The 25,901-nt window shown below is 31.6% G+C and carries 38 protein-coding genes and 2 tRNA genes; 37 read left to right on the top strand and 3 right to left on the bottom strand.

Annotation, left to right across the window (positions count from 1 at the left end; all coding sequences use genetic code 11):
- Window positions 1-68: 68 nt before the first annotated feature.
- From CAMP5063_RS00485 to sodB, 6 genes are all read left to right on the top strand, one after another.
- Entirely contained in the window at window positions 69-827 is a 759-nt protein-coding gene (locus tag CAMP5063_RS00485) for an exodeoxyribonuclease III (protein ID WP_039617114.1), read from the top strand.
- A gap of 69 nt (window positions 828-896) precedes the next feature.
- Window positions 897-971, top strand: a tRNA-Glu gene (locus CAMP5063_RS00480).
- A gap of 218 nt (window positions 972-1,189) precedes the next feature.
- On the top strand, window positions 1,190-1,804 hold the full coding sequence (locus tag CAMP5063_RS00475) for a BspA family leucine-rich repeat surface protein (RefSeq protein ID WP_263669998.1): 615 nt from the start codon (window positions 1,190-1,192) through the stop codon (window positions 1,802-1,804).
- Between the two features lie 132 nt (window positions 1,805-1,936).
- Window positions 1,937-4,216, top strand: coding sequence for an anaerobic ribonucleoside triphosphate reductase (locus tag CAMP5063_RS00470; protein WP_337194601.1), 2,280 nt, complete (start codon window positions 1,937-1,939; stop codon window positions 4,214-4,216).
- A complete protein-coding gene (nrdG, locus tag CAMP5063_RS00465; RefSeq protein WP_337194600.1) occupies window positions 4,188-4,697 on the top strand; it encodes an anaerobic ribonucleoside-triphosphate reductase activating protein in 510 nt (169 codons plus the stop codon). The genes CAMP5063_RS00470 and nrdG overlap by 29 nt, the downstream gene beginning before the upstream one ends.
- 68 nt (window positions 4,698-4,765) lie before the next feature.
- Window positions 4,766-5,419 carry a superoxide dismutase [Fe] gene (sodB, locus tag CAMP5063_RS00460; protein WP_133319128.1) on the top strand — a complete coding sequence of 218 codons (654 nt, stop codon included), beginning with the start codon at window positions 4,766-4,768 and terminating at the stop codon, window positions 5,417-5,419.
- Window positions 5,420-5,451: 32 nt separating this feature from the next.
- Here sodB and purM read toward each other — a convergent pair whose 3' ends face one another.
- Window positions 5,452-6,441 (bottom strand): phosphoribosylformylglycinamidine cyclo-ligase, encoded by a 990-nt coding sequence (purM, locus tag CAMP5063_RS00455; RefSeq protein ID WP_263664503.1) that lies wholly within the window; start codon window positions 6,439-6,441, stop codon window positions 5,452-5,454.
- Between the two features lie 58 nt (window positions 6,442-6,499).
- Between purM and coaE the strand changes: the two genes are divergently transcribed.
- The 3 genes from coaE to CAMP5063_RS00440 are packed head-to-tail and all read left to right on the top strand — an operon-like array spanning window position 6,500 to window position 8,520.
- Window positions 6,500-7,102: a dephospho-CoA kinase gene (gene coaE, locus CAMP5063_RS00450; RefSeq protein WP_263666455.1), complete on the top strand. Its 603-nt coding sequence runs from the start codon at window positions 6,500-6,502 to the stop codon at window positions 7,100-7,102.
- Complete coding sequence (gene dapF, locus CAMP5063_RS00445) at window positions 7,089-7,838, top strand: diaminopimelate epimerase (RefSeq protein WP_133319131.1); 750 nt, start codon at window positions 7,089-7,091, stop codon at window positions 7,836-7,838. The genes coaE and dapF overlap by 14 nt, the downstream gene beginning before the upstream one ends.
- The gene (locus CAMP5063_RS00440) at window positions 7,813-8,520 is read left to right on the top strand and encodes a glucosaminidase domain-containing protein (protein WP_337194599.1); all 708 of its coding nucleotides are present in this window, start codon (window positions 7,813-7,815) and stop codon (window positions 8,518-8,520) included. The genes dapF and CAMP5063_RS00440 overlap by 26 nt, the downstream gene beginning before the upstream one ends.
- On the opposite strand, the gene CAMP5063_RS00435 is transcribed toward CAMP5063_RS00440, so the two are convergent.
- A complete protein-coding gene (locus CAMP5063_RS00435; RefSeq protein WP_220567000.1) occupies window positions 8,517-9,578 on the bottom strand; it encodes an ATP-binding protein in 1,062 nt (353 codons plus the stop codon). The two genes, CAMP5063_RS00440 and CAMP5063_RS00435, sit on opposite strands and share 4 nt — an antisense overlap.
- 18 nt (window positions 9,579-9,596) lie before the next feature.
- Window positions 9,597-9,672 (bottom strand) — tRNA-Ala (locus CAMP5063_RS00430).
- 226 nt (window positions 9,673-9,898) lie between these two features.
- Here CAMP5063_RS00430 and rpsJ point away from each other — a divergent pair.
- The 28 genes from rpsJ to CAMP5063_RS00290 all read left to right on the top strand — a co-directional run bounded on the left by rpsJ (window position 9,899) and on the right by CAMP5063_RS00290 (window position 25,899).
- Complete coding sequence (gene rpsJ, locus CAMP5063_RS00425) at window positions 9,899-10,210, top strand: 30S ribosomal protein S10 (protein WP_012660810.1); 312 nt, start codon at window positions 9,899-9,901, stop codon at window positions 10,208-10,210.
- Window positions 10,211-10,219: 9 nt separating this feature from the next.
- A complete protein-coding gene (gene rplC, locus CAMP5063_RS00420; RefSeq protein WP_012660811.1) occupies window positions 10,220-10,795 on the top strand; it encodes a 50S ribosomal protein L3 in 576 nt (191 codons plus the stop codon).
- Window positions 10,792-11,406 carry a 50S ribosomal protein L4 gene (rplD, locus tag CAMP5063_RS00415; protein WP_039617137.1) on the top strand — a complete coding sequence of 205 codons (615 nt, stop codon included), beginning with the start codon at window positions 10,792-10,794 and terminating at the stop codon, window positions 11,404-11,406. The genes rplC and rplD overlap by 4 nt, the downstream gene beginning before the upstream one ends.
- A 1-nt stretch (window position 11,407) precedes the next feature.
- Complete coding sequence (locus CAMP5063_RS00410) at window positions 11,408-11,689, top strand: 50S ribosomal protein L23 (RefSeq protein ID WP_039617139.1); 282 nt, start codon at window positions 11,408-11,410, stop codon at window positions 11,687-11,689.
- Between the two features lies 1 nt (window position 11,690).
- A complete protein-coding gene (gene rplB / locus CAMP5063_RS00405; protein ID WP_039625087.1) occupies window positions 11,691-12,521 on the top strand; it encodes a 50S ribosomal protein L2 in 831 nt (276 codons plus the stop codon).
- Between the two features lies 1 nt (window position 12,522).
- Window positions 12,523-12,804, top strand: coding sequence for a 30S ribosomal protein S19 (gene rpsS, locus CAMP5063_RS00400; RefSeq protein WP_039664929.1), 282 nt, complete (start codon window positions 12,523-12,525; stop codon window positions 12,802-12,804).
- 9 nt (window positions 12,805-12,813) lie between these two features.
- Window positions 12,814-13,188 (top strand): 50S ribosomal protein L22, encoded by a 375-nt coding sequence (rplV, locus tag CAMP5063_RS00395; protein WP_039617143.1) that lies wholly within the window; start codon window positions 12,814-12,816, stop codon window positions 13,186-13,188.
- A 1-nt stretch (window position 13,189) separates the two neighbouring features.
- Complete coding sequence (gene rpsC, locus CAMP5063_RS00390; RefSeq protein WP_066007731.1) at window positions 13,190-13,891, top strand: 30S ribosomal protein S3; 702 nt, start codon at window positions 13,190-13,192, stop codon at window positions 13,889-13,891.
- 2 nt (window positions 13,892-13,893) lie between these two features.
- Window positions 13,894-14,319, top strand: a complete 426-nt coding sequence (gene rplP, locus CAMP5063_RS00385) for a 50S ribosomal protein L16 (protein WP_012660818.1) — start codon at window positions 13,894-13,896, stop codon at window positions 14,317-14,319.
- Window positions 14,306-14,491, top strand: a complete 186-nt coding sequence (rpmC, locus tag CAMP5063_RS00380; protein ID WP_012660819.1) for a 50S ribosomal protein L29 — start codon at window positions 14,306-14,308, stop codon at window positions 14,489-14,491. Before rplP ends, rpmC begins: the two co-directional genes overlap by 14 nt.
- Before the next feature lie 9 nt (window positions 14,492-14,500).
- A complete protein-coding gene (gene rpsQ, locus CAMP5063_RS00375) occupies window positions 14,501-14,752 on the top strand; it encodes a 30S ribosomal protein S17 (protein ID WP_039617148.1) in 252 nt (83 codons plus the stop codon).
- Entirely contained in the window at window positions 14,752-15,120 is a 369-nt protein-coding gene (gene rplN / locus CAMP5063_RS00370; RefSeq protein ID WP_012660821.1) for a 50S ribosomal protein L14, read from the top strand. The genes rpsQ and rplN overlap by 1 nt, the downstream gene beginning before the upstream one ends.
- A complete protein-coding gene (gene rplX, locus CAMP5063_RS00365; protein ID WP_012660822.1) occupies window positions 15,120-15,347 on the top strand; it encodes a 50S ribosomal protein L24 in 228 nt (75 codons plus the stop codon). The genes rplN and rplX overlap by 1 nt, the downstream gene beginning before the upstream one ends.
- Window position 15,348: 1 nt before the next feature.
- Entirely contained in the window at window positions 15,349-15,894 is a 546-nt protein-coding gene (gene rplE, locus CAMP5063_RS00360) for a 50S ribosomal protein L5 (protein ID WP_133319134.1), read from the top strand.
- A 1-nt stretch (window position 15,895) separates the two neighbouring features.
- Complete coding sequence (locus CAMP5063_RS00355) at window positions 15,896-16,081, top strand: type Z 30S ribosomal protein S14 (RefSeq protein ID WP_012660824.1); 186 nt, start codon at window positions 15,896-15,898, stop codon at window positions 16,079-16,081.
- Window positions 16,082-16,093: 12 nt separating this feature from the next.
- Window positions 16,094-16,489: a 30S ribosomal protein S8 gene (gene rpsH / locus CAMP5063_RS00350; protein ID WP_039617152.1), complete on the top strand. Its 396-nt coding sequence runs from the start codon at window positions 16,094-16,096 to the stop codon at window positions 16,487-16,489.
- Between the two features lie 78 nt (window positions 16,490-16,567).
- On the top strand, window positions 16,568-17,104 hold the full coding sequence (gene rplF, locus CAMP5063_RS00345) for a 50S ribosomal protein L6 (protein WP_220567001.1): 537 nt from the start codon (window positions 16,568-16,570) through the stop codon (window positions 17,102-17,104).
- 9 nt (window positions 17,105-17,113) lie between these two features.
- Entirely contained in the window at window positions 17,114-17,470 is a 357-nt protein-coding gene (gene rplR, locus CAMP5063_RS00340) for a 50S ribosomal protein L18 (protein WP_039617157.1), read from the top strand.
- A 16-nt stretch (window positions 17,471-17,486) separates the two neighbouring features.
- Window positions 17,487-17,930: a 30S ribosomal protein S5 gene (gene rpsE, locus CAMP5063_RS00335; RefSeq protein ID WP_039617161.1), complete on the top strand. Its 444-nt coding sequence runs from the start codon at window positions 17,487-17,489 to the stop codon at window positions 17,928-17,930.
- A gap of 3 nt (window positions 17,931-17,933) precedes the next feature.
- The gene (gene rplO, locus CAMP5063_RS00330) at window positions 17,934-18,326 is read left to right on the top strand and encodes a 50S ribosomal protein L15 (RefSeq protein ID WP_039617163.1); all 393 of its coding nucleotides are present in this window, start codon (window positions 17,934-17,936) and stop codon (window positions 18,324-18,326) included.
- Window positions 18,326-19,588 carry a preprotein translocase subunit SecY gene (gene secY, locus CAMP5063_RS00325; RefSeq protein WP_133319135.1) on the top strand — a complete coding sequence of 421 codons (1,263 nt, stop codon included), beginning with the start codon at window positions 18,326-18,328 and terminating at the stop codon, window positions 19,586-19,588. The genes rplO and secY overlap by 1 nt, the downstream gene beginning before the upstream one ends.
- 41 nt (window positions 19,589-19,629) lie before the next feature.
- The gene (gene murI, locus CAMP5063_RS00320) at window positions 19,630-20,370 is read left to right on the top strand and encodes a glutamate racemase (RefSeq protein WP_133319136.1); all 741 of its coding nucleotides are present in this window, start codon (window positions 19,630-19,632) and stop codon (window positions 20,368-20,370) included.
- Window positions 20,371-20,484: 114 nt separating this feature from the next.
- The gene (locus tag CAMP5063_RS00315; RefSeq protein WP_337194630.1) at window positions 20,485-21,516 is read left to right on the top strand and encodes a type II asparaginase; all 1,032 of its coding nucleotides are present in this window, start codon (window positions 20,485-20,487) and stop codon (window positions 21,514-21,516) included.
- Between the two features lie 85 nt (window positions 21,517-21,601).
- Window positions 21,602-22,249 (top strand): ferritin family protein, encoded by a 648-nt coding sequence (locus CAMP5063_RS00310; protein WP_220567003.1) that lies wholly within the window; start codon window positions 21,602-21,604, stop codon window positions 22,247-22,249.
- A 54-nt stretch (window positions 22,250-22,303) separates the two neighbouring features.
- Window positions 22,304-22,777, top strand: a complete 474-nt coding sequence (locus CAMP5063_RS00305) for a DNA-deoxyinosine glycosylase (RefSeq protein WP_337194598.1) — start codon at window positions 22,304-22,306, stop codon at window positions 22,775-22,777.
- Complete coding sequence (locus CAMP5063_RS00300; protein ID WP_337194597.1) at window positions 22,777-23,328, top strand: ribonuclease HII; 552 nt, start codon at window positions 22,777-22,779, stop codon at window positions 23,326-23,328. Before CAMP5063_RS00305 ends, CAMP5063_RS00300 begins: the two co-directional genes overlap by 1 nt.
- Before the next feature lie 160 nt (window positions 23,329-23,488).
- Window positions 23,489-24,517, top strand: a complete 1,029-nt coding sequence (locus CAMP5063_RS00295; RefSeq protein ID WP_337194596.1) for an oxidoreductase — start codon at window positions 23,489-23,491, stop codon at window positions 24,515-24,517.
- Between the two features lie 98 nt (window positions 24,518-24,615).
- A complete protein-coding gene (locus CAMP5063_RS00290) occupies window positions 24,616-25,899 on the top strand; it encodes an aromatic amino acid transport family protein (protein ID WP_133319191.1) in 1,284 nt (427 codons plus the stop codon).
- Window positions 25,900-25,901: the final 2 nt, after the last annotated feature.

Here is a 25,901-nt window from a genome sequence, read left to right as displayed (position 1 = left end):
AAATAAAAATGGTTAACTTAATATCTTTATGGTATGATTTTGCTTTTTGTAAGTTTAAGGATTAAATTATGAAATTATTATCATGGAATGTAAATGGCCTAAGGGCAATTTGTGATAAAAATGCACTTGATTGGATTGAAAAAGAAGAAATTGATTTTATAGGTTTTCAAGAAATCAAAGCACACGAGGATAAATTTCCAAAAAGAATTTATGAGTATCCTTTTAAACATATGTATTCAAATAGTGCTAAAAGAGCAGGGTATTCAGGTGTAATGAGCTTGTGTAATTTTGATTGTGAGGTAAAAAAATGTGAGTTTTTTGATGATGATGAGGGTAGAGTTTTAGAGCATAGCTTTAAAAATGTAGTTTTGTTTAATATTTACTTTCCAAATGGTCAAAAAGATGAAGAGCGTTTGAATTTTAAAATGAAATTTTATAATGACTTTTTAGTATATTTAGATAAACTTTTAAAAGAAGGTAAAGAAATTATCATCTGTGGAGATGTTAATACCGCACATCGTGAGATAGACTTAACCCACCCAAAAGCTAATGAAAAAACTTCAGGTTTTCTACCGATTGAGCGTGCTTGGATAGATGATTTATTAAAATTAGGTTTTATAGATACTTTTAGACATATAAATGGCGATGTTAAAGAAAAGTATTCGTGGTGGAGTTATAGAATGAAAGCAAGAGAAAGAAATGTAGGCTGGAGGATTGATTATTTTTTCATTTCTAATGGCTTAAAAGATAAACTTAAAAATGCTTTTATAAGAGATGATATTTTTGGCTCAGATCATGCTCCTGTAGGGATAGAAATCGATATTTAAGGTATTTTTTAATGCCTTAAATAATTATTAAGTAAAAATTGTTATAATTTCATCTTAAAACTGCAAAATGGCCCATTCGTCTAGCGGTTAGGACATCGCCCTTTCACGGCGGTAACACGAGTTCGAGTCTCGTATGGGTCACCACTTACTATTTTATATCCGCTTTTTTTGATAATCATTGTCATATTTTACAAAAAGTTACATTGTTTGATTTAAATATTTTGTATTTGTTTTCTCTTATTTAAATTAAGTTTATTTTAAAATACTTATTATTAATATATTGAAAGTTATTGTTAATAATTTGTAAATTTTTTACATTGACTTCACACTTGTTTTTTAAAATATACAAAAAGGAGGACAAAATGTATAGACCTAAAAGCAAAAATGAGTTAATGAATTTGGTGCATAATGAAAGAATTTCTCTAAGGGATATTGATGTATCTTTGATTGATGATTTTTCTTATGTATTTTATTATTCTAAAAGATTGGATTTTTTAGGTATTGAACATTGGGATGTATCAAATGCTAAAGATATGTCTTATATGTTTTATTGTTGCGAAAGTTTTAATGCAAATTTGTCACGCTGGAATGTCTCTAAAGTTGAAAATATGGCAAGTATGTTTTTTAACTGCAAAAATTTTAATCAAGATTTATCAAAATGGGATACTCAAAATTTAAAAGATATGTCTTATATGTTTTTTAATTGTGTTAATTTTAATCATTCTTTATTGCATTGGAAAACTTCAAATACTACCAGAATGGCACATTGTTTTGAAAACTGTCATGCGTATGAGCATAGTGTTGTGAATTGGGATGTGCAAAATGTAATTACTATGGCATATCTTTTTCACAATTGCAAAAATTTCCATCATGAATTAGATGAGTGGAATATCCAAAAGGATTGTAATACTGAAAAAATGTTTGGAAATCGTGGTATTGATAAACTTTATGCAGTAAAAGGTATAGAATTAGAATAAACAAAATTCACACAATTTTTGTGTGAATTTTTCTTTTATCTTTTTAAGTTTTTCATCAAGTTTTTGTACTAAACTTATCTTCATAAAGCGTTATTTTTTAGCTTCTAGAGATTATTTTTTAGGAAAATTTACATGAAAATAAAATTTATTACAAAAAGAGATAAAAGTCAAGTTGCATTTGATATTTTTAAAATTAAAAATGCTATTTTTAGAGCCAATATAAACTCTACTGATAAAAAATTAGAAAATGATGAATTAGGTAAGCTTTGTGATGAGGTTGTAGCTTTACTTGATGAAAATCATGCACAGGTAGAACAAATTCAAGATAAAGTTGAAGAGGTTTTAATAAAAAATGCTTTAATCAATACTGCAAAATCTTATATATTATACCGCCAAAAAAGAACACAAATCCGCAATGGTAGCTATGATTTGCTAAATTTGTATGATGATTTAACTTTCAAAGATTCTAAAGAAGCTGATTTAAAAAGAGAAAATGCTAATATCAACTCAGATAGTGCTATGGGTATGATGTTAAAATATGGTTCAGAAGGAGCAAAATACTATGTAGATGAGTGTATTTTACCAAAACATATCGCAAATGCACATAAAAATGGCGATATACATATACACGATAAAGACTTTTATATGCTAACACAAACTTGTTGTCAAATAGACTTGTTAAAGCTTTTTGAAAATGGTTTTAGCACTGGACATGGAAGTTTGCGTGAGCCAAATGATATCAGATCTTATGCTTCTTTAGCTTGCATTGCTTTACAGGCTAATCAAAATGAAATGCATGGAGGTCAATCTATACCAAATTTTGATTTTGCTATGGCAAAGGGTGTGGCAAAGACTTTTCAAAAAGAGTATAAAAAGGCTATAAATGCTTTTTTTGAAATAAAATTAGAGCAAAACTTAGATGAGCAATGCTTTAAAAATGCTAATTTTCAAGTTTCAAGCGAAAAAGAATGCTTTAAAGAGCTTTTAAAGCTTGATTTAAATAGTGATGAGAATTTTTTAAAACAAGCAAATGCTTATGCTTACAAAAGAGCATTAAAGCAAACCCAAGATGCGACTTTTCAAGCTATGGAAGCTTTGGTGCATAATCTTAATACTATGAACTCAAGAGCAGGAGCTCAAGTGCCTTTTAGCACGCTAAATTATGGCACCGATACTTCTTTTGAAGGGCAAATGGTAATAGAAAATTTACTCAAAGCCACGATGAAAGGCTTAGGAAATGGTGAAACACCAATTTTTCCTGTGCAAATTTTTAAAGTAAAAGAAGGTATTAATTATAATGAAAAAGATCCAAACTACAAGCTTTTTAAACTCGCTATAGAATGTGCTTCTAAAAGACTTTTTCCAAATTTTAGCTTTTTAGATGCAAGCTTTAATGCAAAATACTATAAAAAGGGTGATTATAATAGCGAAGTAGCTTATATGGGTTGTAGAACTAGGGTTATGGCAAATGTTTATGATGAGAGCAAAGAAATCACAAGCGGCAGGGGAAATTTAAGCTTTACAAGTATAAATCTTGTGCGTTTAGCCATAGAAGCCAAAGGAAATTTAGAGCTTTTTTACTCACTTTTAAAAGAAAAATTGGAGCTTGTGTATGAGCAATTACTTCATAGATATAAAATTCAAAGTCTAAAAAAGGTTAAAAATTTCCCATTTTTAATGGGCGAGGGAATTTGGATAGATTCAGATTCTTTAAAAGAAAATGATAGCGTAGAAAAAATCATAGCACACGGGACTTTAGCTATAGGTTATATAGGACTTTGTGAGAGTTTAATAGCTTTAGTAGGTTCTCATCATGGACAAAGTCAAGAAGCAAGGGATTTAGGTTTGCAAATCGTGCGTTTTATGCGTGAATTTGTCGATGAAAAAGCACTCAAAGATAAGCTTAATTTTTCACTCATAGCTACCCCAGCTGAGGGTTTAAGTGGAAGATTTTTAAAACTAGATCAAAAAAAATACGGCATTTTAAAAGGCATAACCGATAAAGATTTTTATACTAATTCTTTTCATATTCCTGTGGATTTTCCTATTAGTATATATGAAAAAATTCAAATCGAAGCCCCATATCATGAGCTAAATAATGGCGGGCATATTACTTATGTAGAATTAAACGGCGATGTGAGTAAGAATTTAGAAAGTTTTGAACGCATTATAAAATGTATGAAAGAAAGCAATATAGGCTATGGCTCGATTAATTTCCCACTAGATAGGGATCCAGTGTGTGGTTATAGTGGTGTGATAGATGAGTTTTGTCCAAAGTGCCATAGAAAAGAAGATGATATTAAATTTGAACGCATAAGAAGAATCACAGGCTATTTAGTAGGAACGCTTGATCGTTTTAATGACGCTAAAAAAGCTGAAGTTCATGCAAGAATTAAACACGATTTTTCTTAGATTAGCTGGTGTCATAAAAGAATCCATAGTCGATGGCTATGGTTTGCGTTATGTGATTTTTACTCAAGGCTGCCCTCATCATTGCAAAGGTTGTCATAATCCACAAACACATGATTTTAACAAAGGATATTTGCAAGATTTAGCAAGTTTGTATGATGATATTTGTAAAAATCCTTTGCTCCAAGGTGTTACTTTTAGTGGCGGGGAGCCTTTTATGCAAGCAAAAAATTTAAGTATTCTAGCAAAACACATTAAGGCTTTAGGGCTTGATCTTACTATATATACAGGTTTTACTTATGAAGAGCTATTAGAAGAAAAATCAAAAAAAGAATTACTTATCTTAGCTGATGTTTTGATAGATGGGAAGTTTATTTTAGAGCAAAAAGACTTATCTTTAAAATTTAAAGGTAGTAAAAATCAACGCATTATCGATGTAGCAAAAAGCTTAGAGCAAGGCAAAGTAATACTTTTTGAAAAATAAAGACTCATTTAGTCTTTTTTAACTTAACTATGTTAGAATGCTATAAAATTTAAAAAAAGGAGAACAATATGTTTGAATTAAGAAAACTACCTTATGAAGCAGACGCTTTTGGAGACTTTTTGAGTGCAGAAACTTTTGCATTTCATCATGGCAAACACCATCAAACTTATGTAAACAACCTAAACAATCTTATCAAAGATACTGAATTTGCAGGAAAAGATTTAGTTTATATCATACAAAACTCAAATGGCGGAATTTTTAACAACGCTGCTCAAGTGTATAATCATGACTTTTATTTTGACTGCATTAAGCCAAAAACATGCTGTGGTTGTGGCTGTTCTTTAAGTGATGAGTTTAAAGCAGCGGTTGAAAAAGACTTTGGTTCTATGGAAAATTTAAAAGAAGAATTCATCAAAGGAGCTACAGGAGTATTTGGTTCTGGTTGGTTTTGGCTAGTTTATAACACTCAAAATCAAAAATTAGAATTAGTAGCTACAAGCAATGCTGCTACACCTATCACTGAAGGTAAAGTTCCACTTTTAGTAGTTGATGTGTGGGAGCATGCTTACTATGTAGATCACCGTAATGCACGCCCTGTGTATTTAGACAAATTCTACGCACACATTAACTGGGAATTTGTAGTAAAAGCTTATGAATGGGCTATCAAAGAAGGTATGAATTCAGTAAGCTTTTATGCAAATGAACTTCATCCGCTAAACTAAAAAATAAAATCTCTTAGAAAGTCTAAGAGATTTTACTCTAAAACAACCCCTTCATTTAGCACAACTTCGCCTATTACATAAGCATCTGAGTTCTCTAAAACTTTTCCTACATTAGATGGATCTACCACCATAACTAAGCCCACACCCATGTTAAAGCTTCTATACATTTCAGCTTCTTCTACGCTTTGGCCTATTTGATAAAAAATTTCAGGAGTTTTTAGATGATGTTTTCTAATAATAGCACCTATTCCTCTTGGAAAAACTCTAGGTAAATTTTCTACTAAACCACCACCTGTTATATGAGCTAGTGCATTGATGAAAGGTTTTAATTTTAAAAAGTCTTTTACATAAATTCTTGTAGGTTCAAGTAAAATATCGATTAAATTTTTACCATCTATTTTATCATCAAACTTAAGCTTTTGTGCTTCAAATAATACTTTTCTAGCTAAAGAATATCCATTAGAATGAAGCCCACTACTAGGCAAAGCTAGTAAAATATCTCCATTTTTTACAAAATTTCTTCTATCTATTTCATCTTTTTCAGCCATGCCCACTGAAAAACCTGCTAAGTCAAAGTCATTGTTATGATACATTCCAGGCATTTCAGCAGTTTCTCCGCCTATTAAGGCACAATTTGCTTTTTTACAACCATTAGCAATCCCTGCTACAACCTTTTTAGCTACTTCTACATCTAACTTTGCACTTGCATAATAGTCTAGAAAAAACAAAGGCGTAGCAAAATTGCAAATTAAATCATTCACGCACATTGCTACTAAATCTTCGCCTATTGTGTCAAATTTTTGACTATCAATAGCAAGACGCAACTTTGTGCCTACCCCATCTGTTGCTGCTAGCATAACAGGATTTTTAAAACCACTTGGCATGGCAAAAGCACCTGAAAAAGAACCTATGCCACCTAAAACATTTTCATTAAAAGTTTCTTTTACTAAAGGCTTGATTGCTTCTACAAAAGTATTACCATTATCTATACTTACGCCCGCATCTTCATAGCTTATATTCATTTATCTTCCTTTAAGAATTTAAAAGGTATTTTAACTAAAAATATTTTAAGGTTAAATTATGCAAAATGCTTATTTTGTGACTTCAAGTATAGCAGGTGGAAAGTCAAGCTTTATAAAAATAGTTCAAAATTTGGGTTTTGATACTTTAAGTGCAGATGTGATAGCTCATGAGCTTTTAAATGAAAATGCTAATTCCATAGCTAAACTTTTTGATAATAATGATTTAATCATAGCAGGAAAAATAGATAGAAAAAAGCTTGGTGCTATTGTATTTAATGATTTAAACGCCAAAAAAAAGTTAGAAGGTTTTTTACATCCTAAAATCAAAGAAGAAATTTTACAAAAAGCACTAATTTTAGATAAAAAAAATAAGGCTTTTTTTATAGAATTACCTTTATTTTTTGAAAATAATCATTATCAAGATCTAGGAAAAAGTATATTGATTTATGCTCCAAAAGAAATTTTATTAAAAAGATTAATACAAAGAGATAATTTAGATGAAAATGAAGCCTTAAAAAGAATTAATTTGCAACTTGACATAGAAGAAAAACTAAAAAAAGCAGATTTTGTGATAAAAAATATTTCAAGTTATGAAAAATTTGAAGAAAATGTGCTAAATTTTTTAAAACATACTTTAAAGGTTAAAAATGAAATTTTATAAATATTGTGCAAGCGGAAATGATTTTGTAGTATTTGCAGATGGTGAAAAAAAAGATCGTAGCGAGTTAGCTAGAATTCTTTGTAATCGTTATGAGGGCATAGGTGCTGATGGGCTTATAGTAGTTGTGCCTCATGATAGATATGATTTTGAATGGGAATTTTATAATTGCGATGGTAGTAAAGCAAATATGTGTGGTAATGGATCGCGTGCAGCAGCTCATTTTGCTCATCATTATCTAAAAAAATCACAATATTTAAATTTTTTAACCGGAGCAGGACTTATAAAATCATTTGTTGATGATGACATGGTAGAGATTAAATTAAGTGGAGTGAAGGATATTAAAGAAGCTTTTAAACATAAAGATAGAATTTGGCAAGGATGTAATACAGGTGTGCCACATATGGTGACTTTTGTTGATGATTTAAATGAATTTGATGTAAATTTATGCAAAGAAGTGCGTAAAAAATATAATGCAAATGTTAATTTTGCTAAAATAGAAAATGAAGAATTTATAAGAGTTAGAACCTATGAACGCGGGGTAGAAGATGAGACTTTAGCTTGTGGTACAGGTATGGGAGCTTGTTTTTATCTTGCTTATTTAAATCAAAAAGTTAAAGATGATATTTTAGTAAAGCCAAAAAGCAAAGAAAATTTATATTTTAGATTAGAGGATGATCAAATATTTTTCAGAGGAAAGGTAAAGTGCTGTTTTGAAGCTGATTATAATTTTACTTAGCAGTTTTTTATTTTTAAAAGCTGAATTTATAGCAGGTTTTGATAAACATTATTACGCTTTAAGTATAAAAGAAAAGCGTGAAATTTTTATCAAAAAAATCAATGCTTTGTTAGATGTTTCTTTCAAAGAAATTGAAAATGAAAAAGAATTTATAGATATTTTTTTTGAGGAAGCTTTAAAGAGTAATTTTAGAAAACTAAATTCTAATGCTGTGCAAAAACTATGGTTTTTAAAAGAAAAATATCGCGTTAAAAATTTATACGATCACAAGGAATACCAACTGCGTATCCAAAAAGTTCCAAAATCTTTAGCCATAGCTCAAGCAATTATTGAAAGCGCAACTGGTACAAGTCGTTTTGCTAAAGAAGCAAATAATTTATTTGGAGAATGGACTTGGGGTGAGAAAGGTTTGATTCCAAAAGAAAGAAGTGAAGGTAAAACTCATAAAATTCGTATATTTGATAGCTTACAAGAAAGTGTGGATTCATACTTGCTAAATTTAAATCGTCATGATGCTTATAAGGAATTTAGAGCTTGGCGGTGGGATGCTATAAATCAAAATGAAAAACTTGATGGTAAAGAAGCGGCAAGTCATTTGGAAAAATACTCAGAGATCAAAAGTAATTATACCAAGCTTATTATTTCTATCATAAATCAACATAAGCTTGATGAGTTAGATTAATTTCCTAAAGCCCACTCATCAAAAGGCAAAATCATCACGCGCACCCCTTCAATGAAAAACTCATCTCTTTGTGAAAGCGTGATGATATAAATAGTCGAAAGTGCGAGTTGATTTTTACTAAGTATTTTTTTGACTTTTAAACTAAGTAAATCTTTATCTTTAAAGGGCGAGCATAAAAATGCATTTTTAAGACTTGGTAAGTAAAAATCAAAATATTTGGTATAAAAAATTTCTTGTTCAAATTTAAACAACTCGCTTAAAATCAAATTTTCAAACAAAGCACTAAAGTCTTTTTGTATGCTTAGAGAATTTTTTAGTGAAAAGTCCCAAAAATATACTTTTTTTAAATTCTTTTCAAGATTTTTTACAAAATACAAAGTGTAGTTTGATTCTAGTTTTTCTATGCTTTTATATAAGGTATCTTTGGAAATTTTTATAGTATTTTTTAGTGTTTTTAATAGCTCATTAACGCTAAATTCATTCCCGAGTTCTAAGGCAATTTGTTTGAGTATGGTAAGCTCTAATGGAGTGTAAAAACTTCTTAAGTATGATGAGTTTGTGTTAAAGTTGTGATTTAAAATCACATTGCGTCCTGTATGTAAAAAATAACTTACCATGGTTTTAGTATCAGCGTATTTTTTGTTTAAGCTTAAAAATTCTTCAAAGTCTAAATAATCTAAATGAAGTTCTTCAAAATAATCTAAATGAAAATTGCTATCACAAACACTTATTATGATTTGCAAATTAAGGTGTTTTAAACTAGTAAAGTCAAAATCATGAGTAAAGTTGCAAAGTGCTAAAAATTTAATCTGTGGATTATAGGTTAAAAACGAATTCAAATTTACCAAAGCACTTGCTTGAAATTTCAAATCATCACAATCAATAAAAAGTATATTTTCACTTTTGTACAAAGATAAAAAATTTAAAATTAAATTTTTCTTACCACTTGCAAAACCACCTTTTATAATGATGTTTTTATGGGTTTGAATTTGAATTTTTCTTTCATCAAATTTTTGAAATTTTGGGTAATTATCGTAAAAAAATTGTAGTGATTTCATAAATTTCTTTGTAATTAATGGTGGAGCATAGCGGGTTCGAACCGCTGACCCCAACGCTGCCAGCGTTGTGCTCTCCCAGCTGAGCTAATGCCCCTTTAGATTTTGAAATCATACTATATTTTTTCTTAGATTTTCTTAATGTATAAAAAATCTTGTAAATTTTATAAAATTTAATTTTTATCCTTTTTAAAAGGAAAATAATTAAAAAAAATGCATAAATTTCTTGACATAGCAAAGGCTCTTTTTATATAATTTCAACATCATTTTATATGGTGGTTAGATTCTTATGGGTCTAACGAGTTCTTTACAAAGGAAAAAATATGGAAAGAATCAGGCTTAAGCTAAAAGCTTATGACCACAGAGTTCTAGATCGCACAGTTGCAGCAATTGTAGAAGCTGTTAAAAGAACAGGTGCTGACATCAGAGGTCCAGTGCCAATGCCTACAAAAATCAAAAGATACACAGTTTTGAAATCTCCACACATCAATAAAGATTCACGCGAACAATTTGAGATGAGAATTCATGCTCGTATGCTTGATATTGTAGCAGCTACTCCAGATACAGTAGATTCACTCACTAAGCTTGACTTGGCTCCAGAGGTCAATGTTGAAGTAAGAGCTATGGGTAAATAAGGATAGAATATGGAATACATTGTAGAAAAAATTGGTATGAGTAGAACAATCAGCACACCAAGCATTCCTGTAACCTTACTTAAACTTGTTCAAACTAAAGTATGTGAAGTAGAAAATGGAAAAGCTTTGGTTGCTTATGTAAAAGGCAAAGCAAATAATAAATGCATTGCGGGTCAGCAAAAAAAATACAATCTTTCAGCTGAATATAATAGATTTGCTTCTTTAGAAGTAGCAAACACAGAAGCAGGTGATATTGATCTTAATCCTTTAAAAGAAGCTTCTATCTTAAAAGTAAGCTTTAATTCTAAAGGTAGAGGTTATAGTGGGGTTGTTAAAAGACACGGATTTGCCGGAGGTCCTGCAAGTCACGGTTCAAGATTCCACAGACGCCACGGATCAATCGGTAACCGCGAATGGCCAGGTCGTGTTCAACCAGGTATGAAAATGGCAGGTCATTATGGTAATGTAAAAGTTACTGTTAAAAATGAAGTAGTTTCATTTGATGAAGAAAATGGCATCTTAGTAGTAAAAGGTGCGGTACCAGGATTTAATGGTGCTATGGGTAAAATAAGGATTGCAAAATGAGTAAAGTAACTGTTTTAAATGATAAATTTGAAAAAGCTAGTGAACTCGATCTTCCAGCAAAATATGCAGAAGTTAATCCTCACAACCTTTATTTATATGTAAAATCTTATCTTGCTAGCCTTAGAGCAAACACAGCTCATACTAAAGGTAGAAGCGATGTAAGCGGTGGTGGTAAAAAACCATGGAGACAAAAAGGTCGTGGTGGTGCAAGAGCAGGTTCAACAAGAACGAATGTTTGGGTTGGTGGTGCTGTAGCATTTGGCCCTACAAACAATCGTAATTATTTCCAAAAAGTTAATAAAAAACAAAAACGCTTAGCGCTTGAAAGAGCATTGGCTGATAAAGCACAAAACAATGCATTATTCTCAGTAGATAGTTTAAGCATTGAAAGCGGTAAAACAAAAGATGCAAATGCAGTTATTAAAAAGCTTGGTTTAAAAGATGCTTTAATTGTAAAAGATTTACTAGATGAAAAAACACTTCTTGCTTTTAGAAACTTAGCAAATTGCTATGTAGTTGATATTAGCGAAGTAAATGCTTATTTAGTATCTGTATTTAATGCTGTTATCATTGAAAAAGCAGCGCTTGAATCTATCGTAAAAGAGGGTTAAAATGGCAGATATTACTGATATAAAAACAATACTTTACACTGAAAAAAGCTTAAACCTTCAAGAGCAAGGTGTTGTAGTTATTCAAACTTCTCCAAAAATGACTAAAAATGGTTTAAAAGAAGTTTTAAGAGAATATTTTGGTGTAACTCCAGTAAGAATTAATTCTTTAAAAATGGATGGAAAAGTAAAGCGTTTTAGAGGTCGTGAAGGTCAAAGAAATAGCTTTAAAAAATTCTATGTTAAGCTACCAGAAGGTGTGAGCTTAGAAAGTTCGGAGGCATAAGATGGCAATTAAAACTTATAAACCATATACTCCAAGTAGAAGATACATCACAGGTGTAAGCTCTGATGATATCACAGCAAAAGCTAGTGTGCGTTCATTACTTGTAAAACTTCCAGCTCATGCAGGTCGTAACAATAATGGTAGAATCACAAGCCGTCATAAAGAAGCAGGTGCTAAAAAACTTTACAGAATTATAGATTTTAAAAGAAGAAAATTTGGTATTGAAGGTAAAGTTGAAGCAATCGAGTATGATCCATACAGAAATTGTCGTATTGCATTAATCTCTTATAGAGATGGTGAAAAAAGATACATCTTACAACCAAAAGGTTTAAGCGTTGGTGATGTTATTTGCGCTGCTGAAAGCGGACTTGACATTAAACCAGGCAATGCTATGAAATTAAGAAACATCCCAGTGGGTACTATTGTACACAATATCGAGTTAAAACCGGGCAAAGGTGGACAAATGATCCGTTCAGCGGGTGCTTATGCTCAATTAATGGGTAAAGAAGAAAAATATGTTATCTTAAGACTTGCAAGTGGTGAAATGAGACAAGTTTTAGCTGAATGTATGGCAAGTATCGGTGAAGTTGGTAATGAAGAATGGTCAAATGTGACTATCGGTAAAGCAGGAAGAAACCGCCATAGAGGTATTCGTCCTCAAACAAGAGGTTCTGCGATGAACCCAGTTGATCACCCGCACGGTGGGGGTGAAGGTAAGAAAAATTCAGGCCGTCATCCAGTTACTCCATGGGGTAAACCAACTAAAGGTGCTAAAACTCGCCGTAAAAAAGCTAGCGATAAGCTAATAATTTCAAGAAGAAAAGGAAAGTAAGATGGCTAGGTCACTAAAAAAAGGTCCTTTTGTTGATGACCATGTAATGAAAAAAGTCATCGCTGCTAAAAAAGCTAACGATGGTAAGCCAATTAAAACTTGGTCAAGACGCAGCACTATTATACCTGATATGATAGGTTTAACTTTTAATGTTCATAATGGAAAAAGCTTTATCCCAGTATATATTACTGAAAATCATATCGGTTACAAATTAGGTGAATTTGCACCTACTAGAACATTTAAGGGTCACAAAGGCTCTGTTCAGAAAAAAATAGGTAAGTAAGGGAGATTTATGAGTAGAGCGTTAATTAAATTCATAAGATTATCTCCAACTAAAGCGAGATTGATTGCTAGAGAAGTTCAAGGTATGAATGCAGAGCTTGCATTAGCTAGTTTGAAATTTATGCCAAATAAAGGTGCTAAATTTATAGCAAATGCTATTTCAAGTGCTGTAGCAAATGGCGGATTTGAAGCAAATGAAGTTGTTGTTTCAAGTTGTCGTGTTGATGCTGGTGCGGTTTTAAAAAGATTTAGACCAAGAGCTAGAGGAAGTGCTAGTCGTATTAGAAAGCCAACTTCACACATTTTGGTAGAAGTTAGTAAAGTAGAAGCAAGTGCTGAAAAAACTACAAAAGCTAAAAAAGCATCAGTGAAAAAGGAAAGCTAATATGGGACAAAAAGTAAATCCGATTGGTTTAAGACTAGGAATTAATAGAAATTGGGAATCAAGATGGTTTCCTACAAAAGCTAATTTAGCAGAAAATATTGGTGAAGATTATAAAATCAGAACTTTTTTAAAAAGAAAACTTTATTATGCAGGAATTAGCCAAATTCTTGTAGAAAGAACAGCGAAAAAATTAAGAGTAACTGTTGTAGCTGCAAGACCAGGGATTATTATTGGTAAAAAAGGTAGTGATGTTGATATTTTAAGAAAAGAACTTCAAGATTTAATCAAAAAAGAAGTTAATATCAATATCAAAGAAGAAAGAAAAGCAGGTGCTTCAGCTCAGCTTGCAGCTGAAAGTGTTGCTACTCAACTTGAAAAAAGAATTGCTTTTAGAAGAGCAATGAAAAAAGTAATTCAAGGAGCGCAAAAAGCAGGTGCTAAAGGGATTAAAGTTTCGGTTTCAGGCCGTTTAGGTGGTGCTGAAATGGCAAGAACTGAATGGTACCTAGAAGGTCGTGTTCCACTTCACACTTTAAGAGCAAAAATCGATTACGGTTTTGCAGAAGCGCATACTACTTATGGAAATATAGGTATTAAAGTGTGGATCTTCAAAGGTGAAGTTTTACAAAAGGGTGTTCAACCTGAAAAAACCGAAGAAAACGCTCCAACTAAAAAAACTAGAAGAGCAAGAAGAGGTAAATAATCATGTTAATGCCAAAAAGAACAAAATATCGTAAAATGATGAAAGGGCGTAACAGAGGTTATGCCAACAGAGGGACTGAATTTACTTTTGGTGATTTTGCCCTAAAAGCAACTGAAGCTGGCCGTATCAATTCACGCCAAATCGAAGCAGCTCGTATTGCTTTAACTCGTTTTGTAAAAAGACAAGGTAAAACTTGGATTAGAGTTTTCCCAGATAAACCTCTAACTAAAAAACCTTTAGAAACTCGTATGGGTAAAGGTAAAGGTGCAGTTGAGGAATGGGTAATGAACATTAAACCAGGTCGTATTATTTATGAAATGGCAGGGGTTAATGAAGAAATGGCAAGACAAGCTTTAACTTTAGCGATGCATAAATTGCCATTTAAAACTAAGTTTGTTACAAGAGAGAGCCAAAATGAAATATACTGAGATTAAAGATAAAACAGCAGGTGAACTTGCAACAATGCTAAAAGAAAAAAAGGTGCTTTTATTTACTTTAAGACAAAAGCTAAAAACAATGCAGCTAACTAATCCTAAAGAGATTAGCGAAGTTAAAAAAGACATCGCTAGAATCAATACTGCAATTAGCGCTTTAAAATAAGGATAGAAAATGGCATTTAAAAGAGAAATTCAAGGCGTTGTTGTTCAAATTGCTGGAGATAAAACAGCAACAATTTTGGTTGAAAGAAAAGTGGTTCACCCAAAATACAGAAAAATCGTAAAACGCTTTAAAAAATATTTAATTCATGATGAAAGAAATGAACTTAAAGTGGGAAATACTGTAGTTGCTATTGAATGTAGACCACTTTCTAAGAGAAAATCATTTCGCTTAAAAACTATAGTATCAGCAGGAGTTGAGTAATGATTCAAAGTTTTACTAGGCTTGCAGTTGCTGATAATAGCGGTGCAAAAGAATTAATGTGTATTAAGGTTTTAGGTGGTAGCAAAAGAAGATACGCTACTGTTGGTGATGTAATTGTTGCATCTGTAAAAAAAGCTCTACCAAATGGTAAAGTTAAAAAAGGTCAAGTGGTAAAAGCAGTTATCGTTAGAACTAAAAAAGAAATCCATAGAGACAATGGTTCTTTAATTCGTTTTGATGAAAATGCAGCAGTTATTCTTGATGCTAAAAGAGAGCCTATCGGAACACGTATTTTTGGACCAGTAGGTCGTGAAGTAAGATATGGTGGCTTTATGAAAATTGTTTCACTAGCACCGGAGGTGTTGTAATGAAATTAAAAATTAAAAAGAATGATATGGTAAAAGTTATCGCAGGCGATGACAAAGGCAAAACAGGTAAAGTTTTAGCAGTATTTCCTAAGACAAATAAAGTAATTGTTGAGGGTTGTAAAATCGCTAAAAAAGCTGTTAAGCCAAGTGATAAAAATCCAAATGGCGGTTTTATCAATAAAGAAATGCCAATGGATATTTCAAATGTAGCAAAGGCAGGAGAATAAGATGATGAGATTGAAAGAAAAATACACTCAAAATATCAAACCTGCTTTAGTTAAAGAATTTGATATTAAAAATCCTATGCTTGTTCCTTTTATTGAAAAAGTTGTAATCAGTGTAGGTGCTGGGGAATTAGCAAAAGATCAAAAAGTATTACAAAATGTTGCAGATACTATTTCATTGATCGCTGGGCAAAAAGCAGTTATCACAAAAGCTAAAAAATCAGTTGCTGGTTTTAAAGTAAGAGAAGGCTTCCCAGTAGGTGTAATGGTAACATTAAGAAAAGACAATATGTATGCTTTCTTAGATAAGCTTATTACTATAGCTCTTCCTCGTGTTAAAGACTTTAGAGGTCTTCCAAGAGATGGTTTTGATGGAAGAGGAAACTATAATTTTGGTTTAGATGAGCAGTTAATGTTCCCAGAAGTTGAATATGATAAAATCTTAAGAACTCATGGTATGAACATTTCTATCGTTACAACAGCAAAATCAGATAAAGAGGCACAAAAATTATTAGAATTATTTGGCGTGCCATTTGCAAAAGGAAAGTAATATGGCTAAAAAATCAATGATTGCAAAAGCTGCCCGCAAACCTAAATTTAGCGTTAGAGGGTATACTAGATGCCAAATTTGTGGAAGACCACATTCAGTTTATAGAGATTTTGGAATTTGCAGAGTTTGCTTAAGAAAAATGGCAAATGAAGGTTTAATTCCTGGTCTTAAAAAAGCAAGTTGGTAAGAGGAAAGAACCATGATAAATGATTTAATTTCAGATTCACTAACAAGAATTAGAAATGCAGGGATGAGAAGATTAGAGACTACTCAACTTTTGCATTCTAAAGTTATCGAAGCTTTACTTGGAATTTTCCAAGCTAAAGGCTATATTGAAAGCTTTAATGTTATTGAAGAGGATAAAAAGAAATTCATCAATGTAGTTTTAAAATATGATGAAAAAGGCAAAAGCGTAATTAATGAAGTTAAGCGTATTTCTAAACCTGGTCGTCGTGTTTATAAAGGCAAAGATGAGATCAAAAGATTTAAAAACGGTTATGGTACTATCGTAGTAAGCACTTCAAAAGGTGTTTTAGCTAACGACGAAGCTTATAAAGCAGGCGTTGGCGGCGAAGTTTTATGTACTATTTGGTAAGAGTTTCTACTTTTTATGGTATTCGGTATCCATTCTTATAAAGTAGTCATATCGTAGACAAGTAAAAAGGAAAAATGAATGTCTCGTATAGGTAAACAACCAGTTGCTATTCCAAGTGGAGTAGAAGTAAAATTAGAAGGTAACTTGCTAAAATTCAAAAAAGGAAATTTAGCAAAAGAGCTTGATACAAAAGCAAATGTTAATGTTGAGATTAAAGAAGCACAAATTCTTTTCTCTCCTAAAGGTGAAGATAGACAAAGTAGAGCTTATTGGGGAACTTATAGAGCTTTAGCTCAAAACATCATCATCGGTTTAACTGATGGTTTTAGCAAAACTTTAGAAATCAATGGTGTTGGTTATAAAGCTGCATTAAAAGGTAAAGTTCTTGAACTTGCTTTAGGTTTTTCTCATCCTATCAACTATGCTATTCCAGAAGGCATAGAAATTACCGTTGATAAAAACAATGTTATTATCAAAGGTAGTGATAAACAAGTGGTAGGTCAAGTTGCTGCTCAAATTCGTGAATTTAGACCACCTGAGCCTTACAAAGGAAAAGGTGTTAAATATTCAGATGAGCGTATTATCCGCAAAGCTGGTAAGACATCTAAGAAGTAAGGATAGAATATGAGAGCAAATGTATTAAAAAGAAAAATATCTTTAAGAATTAAAAGAAAAAAAAGAATTAGAGCAAAAATTTCAGGAACACAAGCTCTTCCAAGAGTTTCTGTTTTTAAATCAAACAGAACTTTATATATCCAAGCTATCGATGATGTTAAAGCAGTAACTTTAGCAGCAGTAGATGGAAGAAAAATTGGTGTTAAAGCAAATAAAGAAGGTGCTAAAAAAATAGCAGCTGAATTTGCAAAAGTTTTAAAAGCTAAAAACATAGAAGAAGCAGTGTTTGATAGAAATGGTTATTTATACCATGGTGTTATTGCAGCATTAGCTGAAGCACTAAGAGAAAACGGAATCAAACTATAACCCAAAAGGAAGATCGATGGAAAAATATAATAGAGAAGAATTTGAAGAAGTAATCGTCGATATCGGCAGGGTTACTAAGGTTGTTAAAGGTGGTAGAAGATTTAGATTTACTGCTTTAGTTATCGTTGGAAATAGAAAAGGTTTAGTTGGTGTGGGCTATGGAAAAGCTAAAGAAGTTCCAGATGCTATCAGAAAAGCAGTTGATGATGCTTTTAAAAACATTGTTGAAGTTAAAACAAAAGGTTCAACTATCCCTCATGATGTAGAAGTAAAATACAACGCAAGTAGAATTTTACTTAAACCAGCAAGCGAAGGTACAGGGGTTATTGCAGGTGGTTCAACACGTCCTATCGTGGAACTTGCAGGTATTAAAGACATTTTAACTAAGTCTTTAGGTTCAAATAATTCAGCAAATGTTGTGCGTGCTACTATCAAAGCACTTACAATGCTTAAAGGATAATCAATGAATTTAACAAAAGCACCAGGTTCAACACATAAAACCAAAAGAATAGGCCGTGGTCAAGGTAGTGGTATGGGTAAAACTTCTACTAAAGGTGGAAAAGGCCAAACTGCTAGAAAAGGTTATAACGAAAAAAGAGGTTTTGAAGGGGGTCAACAACCACTTCAAAGACGCTTACCAAAAGTAGGCTTTACTTCTAAATTTGAAAAACCTTATGTGATTAATGTTGAAAAAATCACAGCAATCAAAGAGCTTAGCGAAATTACATTTGAAACAATCAATAGTATTCATAAGCTTTCAAAAAATGTAAATAAAGTTAAGCTTATTGGAGCAAGTGCTAAAGATCTTGCTAGTAAAATTAAAGACGAGAAGATCACTTTTAGCGGACAAAAATAATGAATAAAGCATTGACAAATAAAATTCTCATAACATTAGCTTTTTTATTTGCTTATAGAATATTAGCTTATGTTCCAGTTCCGGGGGTTAATGTCAGTGTTATCAAGGAATTTTTTGATTCTAATGCATCTAATGCATTAGGCTTGTTTAATATGTTTAGTGGGGGTGCTGCTGAAAGACTTAGCATCATCTCTCTAGGCATTATGCCTTATATTACTGCTTCGATTATTATGGAGCTTTTAGCGGCAACTTTTCCTAACATAGGAAAGATGAAAAAAGAACGCGATGGTATGCAAAAATATATGCAAATTATCCGTTATGCTACTATAGCTATCACTTTGATACAAAGTATAGGCGTTTCTATAGGCTTGCAAAGTCTTCATGGAAAAGCAGGTCAGTCAGCCATCATGATTGATATGAATACTTTTATTGCACTTTCTGCTATTTCTATGCTTGCAGGTACCATGCTTTTAATGTGGATAGGTGAGCAAATCACTCAACGCGGTATAGGAAATGGTATTTCTTTGATCATCTTTGGCGGTATTGTTTCTACAATTCCAGGTGCAATTAGTGGAACAGTAAATTTGGTAAATACAGGTGAGATGAATTTCTTGACTATCATTGCTATTTTAGTTGTAATTTTACTTACTATTTGGGCTATTATAGTAGTAGAGCTTGGAGAAAGAAGAATTCCTATTTCTTACTCAAGAAAAGTAATCATGCAAAATCAAAACAAACGCATTATGAATTACATACCTATTAAAATAAATTTAAGTGGAGTAATTCCTCCTATTTTTGCAAGTGCGATTTTGATGTTTCCAAGCACTATTTTGCAAACAAGTACAAATGAGTATGTGTTAAAAATTTATGACTTTTTAAATCCAAATGGATTTTTCTTTCATTTTTTAACATTCTTACTTGTTATTTTCTTCGCGTATTTTTATGCATCAATTGTATTTAATGCAAAAGATATAGCTGAAAATCTTAAAAGACAAGGTGGTTTCATACCAGGTATTAGACCAGGTGAAGGAACTGCAAATTATCTTAATGAAGTAGCATCAAGACTTACCTTGTCGGGTTCTATTTATTTAGGGCTTGTAGCTACATTACCATGGCTTATTGTGAAGTTGTTTGGTGTGCCTTTTTATTTTGGTGGAACTTCTGTTTTGATCGTAGTTCAAGTAGCGCTTGATACAATGAGAAAAATCGAAGCTCAAATTTATATGAATAAATACCAAACCTTAAGTGCAGTAGGCTTATAAGAAAGTAGATTTTCTACTTTCTTCTCTTTTTAAGGATTTTGATGAGACTAGGCGTTTTTGATAGCGGTGTAGGTGGGCTTAGTGTTTTAAAATCTTTACTTCAAGCAAAACTTTTTAAAGAATATATTTACTATGGAGATACCGCAAGGGTACCTTATGGGGTTAAAGATAAAAAAACTATCATTAAATTTTCCCTAGAAGCTTTAGAGTTTTTCAAAGAAAAAAAAGTCGATATGCTTATTATTGCGTGTAATACAGTTAGCGCGCATGCTTTAGAAATTCTAAAAGCAAATGCACCATTTCCAGTTCTTGGAGTTATAGAAGCAGGGGTTTTAGCGGTTAAAAACTCTTTAGAAGATAAAAACTCTAATATATTAGTCATTGCAACACAAGCTACCGTGGATTCTCACGCTTATAAGCAAGCTTTAATCAAAGAAGGTTTTTTAAAAGTGGAAGAAAAAGCAACTGGGCTTTTTGTACCTATGGTTGAAGAAGGGATTTTTCAAGGAGATTTTTTAAAAGCTGCTTTTGAGTATTATTTTAATAAGCTTAAATTTCATCCTAATGCTCTAATCTTAGCATGCACGCATTTTCCTTTAATCGCCCATTCTTTGGAAGAGTATTTTGGCAAAAATACAAAACTTATTCATTCAGGCGAGGCTATAGCTTTGCAATTGCAACAAGAATTTAACTTAACATCAATCCAAGAAGAAGCTAACATTCAATTTTATGCTTCAAGCGATGTGGAAAAACTAAAAAAAATTGCAAATTTATGGCTTTAATTAATGAATATTTACTAAAGTATTTTTTATATTAATAATTTATTTTTATTTAAACATAGTTGCATTATAATTTTTATCATTTCTAATGAAAGGACTAACATGAAAAAAATGTTAATGTGCGCAGCTATGGCACTAAGTTTAGGAGCAGGAATTTTGGAAGCAAAACCAAAAGTTGCAATTTTAGCTACAGGTGGAACTATTGCAGGCTCGATTGATAGTTCGGTAGCTACAACAGGTTATACAGCCGGTGTTTTAGGGGTTAATGCTTTGATTAAAGCAGTGCCTCAAATTCAAGATTTAGCAGTAATTAGCGGGGATCAAATTGCAAATATTGATAGTAAAGATATGACAAATGAAATTTGGCTAAAACTTGCTAAAGAAGTTAATAGGCTTTTAAAATCTGATGTAGATGGAGTTGTGATTACTCATGGTACTGATACCATGGAAGAAACTGCATATTTCCTAAATTTAACCGTAAAAAGCGATAAACCTGTTGTTTTAGTTGGTGCAATGCGCCCATCAACTGCAATTAGTGCAGATGGTCCTAAAAATCTTTACAATGCTGTAGCGTTAGCAGCAGATCCACAAGCAAAAAATAAAGGTGTAATGGTGGCTATGAATGATAGAATTCAAAGCGCTAGAGGCGTTATGAAAACTCATAGTTTAAATGTAAATGCATTTAGTTCACCGGATATGGGTGATATGGGTTATATAGTAGATGGAAAAGCATTCTTCTACAATACTAATACAAAATTACACACTAAAAAATCTCCATTTGATGTTAGCAAGCTAAAAGAATTACCAAAAGTAGATATTCTTTATAGTTATGCAAATGATGGTAGCGGTGTTGCAGCAAAAGCTTTGTTTGAAAATGGAACTAAAGGTATAGTTGTAGCTGGAACAGGTGCTGGCAGTATTCATGATTATCAAAAAGATGTATTAAAAGAATTGCTTAAAAAAGGTCTTAATGTAGCGGTAAGTTCACGCGTAGTAGCTGGTAGAGTTGCAGTAAGTGATGCTGATGCAAAACTTGGTTTTATTGATACAGGTGATATGAGTCCTCAAAAAGCTAGAGTATTATTAATGCTTGCTTTAACTAAAACAAGTGATCCTAAGAAAATTCAAGAATATTTCTTAAAATACTAAAATCTTTTAGCGCCCAAATGCTACAATAACATTTGGGTGAGTTTTTCAATCAAAATCTTACTTAAATTAATCACAAGGATATTAAATGAGACAATATGAAAGCTATAAATGCCAAAAATGCGGCAATGAAGTAGAAGTGCAAAATGTAGGTGGTGGAAAGCTTAGTTGCTGTGGTCAAGAAATGGAGTGCATTACTAAAGATTTAACAGCCATAAATTTGATGAAAGCTTTCGCAGGTGAATCTATGGCAAGAAACAAATATGATTTATTTGCAGATATTGCTCAAGAAGAAGGTTGGCATGCTATTGCAAAGCATTTTAGAGAAGCTGCAGAAAATGAAAAATGGCATGCAAGAGCTGAGTTTAAAGCTTATCATGAATTAGTAGATGGTAAAGCTTTAGAAGAAACTGCTAAAAATTTAATCTGTGCAGCAGAGGGTGAAAATTACGAGCATACTACCATGTATCCAAATTTTGCACAAATTGCAGAAGATGAAGGCAAGAAAAACATAGCAAGATTATTTACTGCTATTGGTAAAGTAGAAATTGAGCATGAAAGAGAATATTTAGCACTTAAAAAAATGCTTGAAGAAGAAGATTTCTTTAATTCAGAGGTAGAAGAATTATGGGTTTGTGAAGTTTGTGGGCATATACACCGTGGTAAAAAAGCACCAAATGCCTGTCCTTTGTGTAAAGCTCCAAAAGAATACTTCAAACGAGAATTTTTAGGATAATTTTAAAAATCTTGATAAAAATGATAAAATATTTTATTTTTATCAAGGCCTAATATGCAAATTCTAACTCATCCTTTTGAACCTTTTTTTGATGAAAACTCAAAAGTTTTAATACTAGGTTCTTTTCCATCTATTAAATCAAGAGAAGAAAATTTTTATTATCAACATAGTAAAAATCGCTTTTGGCGTATCTTTGAAATATTATTTGAGTGTGAGTTAAAAACAGTACAAGTTCAAAAAGCTTTTTTGAAAGTAAATCATATAGCACTTTGGGATGTTATAGCAAGTTGTAAGATAAAAAATTCAGATGATAAAACTATTTCTTATGCCAAAGCAAATGATATAAGTATTATTTTAGATAAGGCAAATATAGAAAAAATTTGTGTATTAGGTAAAGTTGCAAGTAAATATTTTGCTAAATTTTATCCTGAGCAAGAATTTTTTGAACTTCCTTCAAGCTCACCTGCCAATATAAATTATTCTTTAGAAAATTTAGTAGAAAAATACACTATTATAAAGGAAAAATAGTGGCTTTAGTTGGAGTAGATGAGGCTGGGCGTGGGGCTTTAGCTGGAGATATGCACTTGGCAGCTTGCAAGCTTTTAAAAAATATTGATGGTTTAGCTGATTCTAAAAAATTAAGTGCAAAAAAAAGAGAAGAATTATATGAGCAAATTCTTTCTAATTCAAATTTTTTAATCCTTGCTTTTTCACCTTTGCAAATTGATATTTTAGGACTTAGTCAGTGTTTAAATTTGGGCTTAAAGATAATAAAAAAACATTTTAACCAAGATGAGGTTTTATATGATGGAAATTTAAATTATGGTATTTTGGGTATTAATACTATGATTAAAGCTGATATGAAAGTGCAAGAAGTTTCAGCCGCTAGTATATTAGCTAAGGTAAGTCGTGATCAAAAAATGTGTTATTTTTCTAAATTATATAATCATTATGATTTTGATAAACACAAAGGTTATGGTACAAAAGCTCATATAGAAAAGATTAAAGCATTTGGTTATTCGCCCTTACACCGCAAAAGCTTTATGTTAAAGTGTTTTGAGAAAAGCTTATTTGATTAGATTGTGTTTTGTAGTTTTAATAATGAAAAAATATAATTAAAAACTATTTTTTTAATAATAATCTATTAAAAATTATAATATTGGTCTAAAATACTCTATGTTTTAAGAAAAATTAATTTTTTTCTATTATAGTAATATAAAAAATATTTTAAGGGGTATTATGTCTTTACTTTTGAGTGAGCTAAAGATTGGAAATTTTTATGTAAAAAATCGCATCGTAATGCCTCCTATGGATATGTATGAAACACAAGTTTTAGATGGTAAGATTAATCAATTTCACTTGATACATTATGGAGCTAGAGCTTTGGGTGGTGTTGGGCTTATCATAGTCCAAGCTTGTGCGATTAATGAAAATGCAAAAATTGCTGATAATGATATAGGCCTTTGGGGAGATTTTCAAATTCGAGGACATAAGGAGCTTGTCGATCTTTGTCATCATTTTGGTGCTAAAGTTGCTATCCAACTAAATCATAGTGGTCGTAAAAATTCATGCAAACAAGCTATATCAAAAGCCCCAAGTAATATCGCTTTTAGTGAAAAATTTTCTAAACTTCATGTTTTAAGTAAAGAAGAAATTTTACAAATAGAGCAAGAATTTATCCAAAGTGCTAAAAGAGCTAAAGAAGCAGGCTATGATGCGATAGAACTTCATAGTGCTCATGGGTATTTGCTTAGTTCATTTTTATCTCCTTTATCAAATCAAAGAGATGATGAATATGGTGGTAGTTTTGAAAATAGAGCGCGTCTTTTGTGTGATATCATTAAGCGTATAAAAAAAGAAGTTGATATTACTTTATTTGTAAGAATTTCAGCTACAGAGTGGCAAGAGGGTGGTTGGAATTTGGAAGATAGTAAAAAACTTGCCTTGATTTTAGAAAATTTAGGCGTTGATATGTTAGATATTTCAGCAGGAGGAAATATCAACAAACCTTCTTTAGTGCCAAATATAGCACCACTTTATCAAGCTCCTTATGCTAAGGCTTTAAAAGAAGTTGTTAAAATTCCTATATCTTGTGTGGGTCTTATAAATAGTGCTAGCGAAGGTGAGGCTTTGCTTTTGGGTGAGGTGTGTGATTTAGTTTGTTATGGTAGAAAATTATTAAGAAATCCAAATTTTACAAATGAAGCCGCAGTTGCTTTAAATGAAAGGGAAAAAATCACGCCAAACTACTCAAGAGCATATTTGTAAAATAATACAAAAAGTTTTTAGGTAAAAGCTTTTTTTATTATTTTTTACAAGGAGAAAATGTGGATAATCTTAAGTGGAATTCTTTTGATACGCGTTGGATGCTTTCTCTTTTTGGGACTGCAGTTGGTGCGGGGATTTTATTTTTACCTATTAAAGCAGGTGTTGGTGGTTTTTGGCCAGTTGTTGTAATGGCTTTGATTATTTTTCCAATGGTGTATTTAAGCCATAGAGCCTTAAGTCGTTTTGTATGTCAAGCAAATGGTAATGATAAAGATATTACTCATGCGGCTGAAGAGTATTTTGGTAGAAAAGTAAGTATTTTTATTTCTGTGCTTTATTTCTTTGCAATTTTCCCAATTTGTTTAGCATATTGTGTAGGTATAACTAATACTTTTGAGAGTTTTATTTATAATCAATTCTTACCACTTTTAGATCCAAATGGTTCTTTCGCAAACGCAATTAGTGCTATGTATCAAACAAGTGTAAATGAGCAAGGAAAAACTATAGCTAATTTACTTCCTTTTTATAGAGCGCTTTTTGCTTTTGTTTTAGTAAGTATTTTTATGCTTATTATGCTTTTTAGTGAAGAATTAATTACCAAAGTATGTGAGTGGCTTGTATATCCTTTATGTGCTATTTTATTTTTATTTTCTTTATATCTTATCCCGCAATGGTCGTTTGAAAGTTTTAGTGCTATTCCTGGAACAAAAGAATTTATTACTATAGTATGGCTAACTTTACCGGTTTTAGTGTTTTCATTTAATCACTCACCAGCGATTTCTACTTTTTCTTTAAGTGTAAAAAGACAATATCCTGAAAATTCAGTACAAAAAGCAAATCAAGTGTTATTTAGAACTTCTGTAATGTTACTTGCTTTTGTAATGTTTTTTGTGGTATCTTGTGTGCTTTCTTTAACTCCTGCAGAACTTGCTGAAGCTAGAGCACAAAACATACCTGTACTTTCTTATTTTGCTAATAAACTTGATAATCCATTTATTTCTTATGGTGGTCCACTAATCGCATTTTTAGCAATTTCTAGTTCATTCTTTGGGCATTATTTTGGTGCTAGGGAAGGTGCTTATGGTATAGTTAGAAAATGTTGCAAATTAGCAGGTAATGATAATCCGGATTTGAAAAAAATCGCAGTTTATTCAACTTTGGTAATGTATATTGTTATGTTAATTACTGCTTATGTAAATCCAAGTATTTTAGGTTTTATTGAAAGCTTAGGTGGTCCAATCATTGCCGCAATCTTATTTTTAATGCCTATGATTGCAATTTACACTGTATCTAAAATGAAAAAATTCCAAAACAAAGCTTTAGATGCATTTGTGTTTATCACAGGTATTTTGACAATTATCACTGTAATTTATACTTTTTAAGG

Source organism: Campylobacter sp. RM5063, from assembly GCF_024723655.1.
Taxonomy (GTDB): Bacteria; Campylobacterota; Campylobacteria; order Campylobacterales; family Campylobacteraceae; genus Campylobacter_D; species Campylobacter_D lari_D.
This window is presented reverse-complemented; position numbering and strand designations above follow the sequence as displayed.

Coding starts and splice junctions, on each gene's coding strand:
- CAMP5063_RS00485 (WP_039617114.1), top strand. CDS start 69: ATGAAATTATTATCATGGAATGTAAATGGCCTAAGGGCAATTTGTGAT.
- CAMP5063_RS00475 (WP_263669998.1), top strand. CDS start 1,190: ATGTATAGACCTAAAAGCAAAAATGAGTTAATGAATTTGGTGCATAAT.
- CAMP5063_RS00470 (WP_337194601.1), top strand. CDS start 1,937: ATGAAAATAAAATTTATTACAAAAAGAGATAAAAGTCAAGTTGCATTT.
- nrdG (WP_337194600.1), top strand. CDS start 4,188: ATGCAAGAATTAAACACGATTTTTCTTAGATTAGCTGGTGTCATAAAA.
- sodB (WP_133319128.1), top strand. CDS start 4,766: ATGTTTGAATTAAGAAAACTACCTTATGAAGCAGACGCTTTTGGAGAC.
- purM (WP_263664503.1), bottom strand. CDS start 6,441: ATGAATATAAGCTATGAAGATGCGGGCGTAAGTATAGATAATGGTAAT.
- coaE (WP_263666455.1), top strand. CDS start 6,500: ATGCAAAATGCTTATTTTGTGACTTCAAGTATAGCAGGTGGAAAGTCA.
- dapF (WP_133319131.1), top strand. CDS start 7,089: ATGAAATTTTATAAATATTGTGCAAGCGGAAATGATTTTGTAGTATTT.
- CAMP5063_RS00435 (WP_220567000.1), bottom strand. CDS start 9,578: ATGAAATCACTACAATTTTTTTACGATAATTACCCAAAATTTCAAAAA.
- rpsJ (WP_012660810.1), top strand. CDS start 9,899: ATGGAAAGAATCAGGCTTAAGCTAAAAGCTTATGACCACAGAGTTCTA.
- rplC (WP_012660811.1), top strand. CDS start 10,220: ATGGAATACATTGTAGAAAAAATTGGTATGAGTAGAACAATCAGCACA.
- rplD (WP_039617137.1), top strand. CDS start 10,792: ATGAGTAAAGTAACTGTTTTAAATGATAAATTTGAAAAAGCTAGTGAA.
- CAMP5063_RS00410 (WP_039617139.1), top strand. CDS start 11,408: ATGGCAGATATTACTGATATAAAAACAATACTTTACACTGAAAAAAGC.
- rplB (WP_039625087.1), top strand. CDS start 11,691: ATGGCAATTAAAACTTATAAACCATATACTCCAAGTAGAAGATACATC.
- rpsS (WP_039664929.1), top strand. CDS start 12,523: ATGGCTAGGTCACTAAAAAAAGGTCCTTTTGTTGATGACCATGTAATG.
- rplV (WP_039617143.1), top strand. CDS start 12,814: ATGAGTAGAGCGTTAATTAAATTCATAAGATTATCTCCAACTAAAGCG.
- rpsC (WP_066007731.1), top strand. CDS start 13,190: ATGGGACAAAAAGTAAATCCGATTGGTTTAAGACTAGGAATTAATAGA.
- rplP (WP_012660818.1), top strand. CDS start 13,894: ATGTTAATGCCAAAAAGAACAAAATATCGTAAAATGATGAAAGGGCGT.
- rpmC (WP_012660819.1), top strand. CDS start 14,306: ATGAAATATACTGAGATTAAAGATAAAACAGCAGGTGAACTTGCAACA.
- rpsQ (WP_039617148.1), top strand. CDS start 14,501: ATGGCATTTAAAAGAGAAATTCAAGGCGTTGTTGTTCAAATTGCTGGA.
- rplN (WP_012660821.1), top strand. CDS start 14,752: ATGATTCAAAGTTTTACTAGGCTTGCAGTTGCTGATAATAGCGGTGCA.
- rplX (WP_012660822.1), top strand. CDS start 15,120: ATGAAATTAAAAATTAAAAAGAATGATATGGTAAAAGTTATCGCAGGC.
- rplE (WP_133319134.1), top strand. CDS start 15,349: ATGATGAGATTGAAAGAAAAATACACTCAAAATATCAAACCTGCTTTA.
- CAMP5063_RS00355 (WP_012660824.1), top strand. CDS start 15,896: ATGGCTAAAAAATCAATGATTGCAAAAGCTGCCCGCAAACCTAAATTT.
- rpsH (WP_039617152.1), top strand. CDS start 16,094: ATGATAAATGATTTAATTTCAGATTCACTAACAAGAATTAGAAATGCA.
- rplF (WP_220567001.1), top strand. CDS start 16,568: ATGTCTCGTATAGGTAAACAACCAGTTGCTATTCCAAGTGGAGTAGAA.
- rplR (WP_039617157.1), top strand. CDS start 17,114: ATGAGAGCAAATGTATTAAAAAGAAAAATATCTTTAAGAATTAAAAGA.
- rpsE (WP_039617161.1), top strand. CDS start 17,487: ATGGAAAAATATAATAGAGAAGAATTTGAAGAAGTAATCGTCGATATC.
- rplO (WP_039617163.1), top strand. CDS start 17,934: ATGAATTTAACAAAAGCACCAGGTTCAACACATAAAACCAAAAGAATA.
- secY (WP_133319135.1), top strand. CDS start 18,326: ATGAATAAAGCATTGACAAATAAAATTCTCATAACATTAGCTTTTTTA.
- murI (WP_133319136.1), top strand. CDS start 19,630: ATGAGACTAGGCGTTTTTGATAGCGGTGTAGGTGGGCTTAGTGTTTTA.
- CAMP5063_RS00315 (WP_337194630.1), top strand. CDS start 20,485: ATGTGCGCAGCTATGGCACTAAGTTTAGGAGCAGGAATTTTGGAAGCA.
- CAMP5063_RS00310 (WP_220567003.1), top strand. CDS start 21,602: ATGAGACAATATGAAAGCTATAAATGCCAAAAATGCGGCAATGAAGTA.
- CAMP5063_RS00305 (WP_337194598.1), top strand. CDS start 22,304: ATGCAAATTCTAACTCATCCTTTTGAACCTTTTTTTGATGAAAACTCA.
- CAMP5063_RS00295 (WP_337194596.1), top strand. CDS start 23,489: ATGTCTTTACTTTTGAGTGAGCTAAAGATTGGAAATTTTTATGTAAAA.
- CAMP5063_RS00290 (WP_133319191.1), top strand. CDS start 24,616: ATGCTTTCTCTTTTTGGGACTGCAGTTGGTGCGGGGATTTTATTTTTA.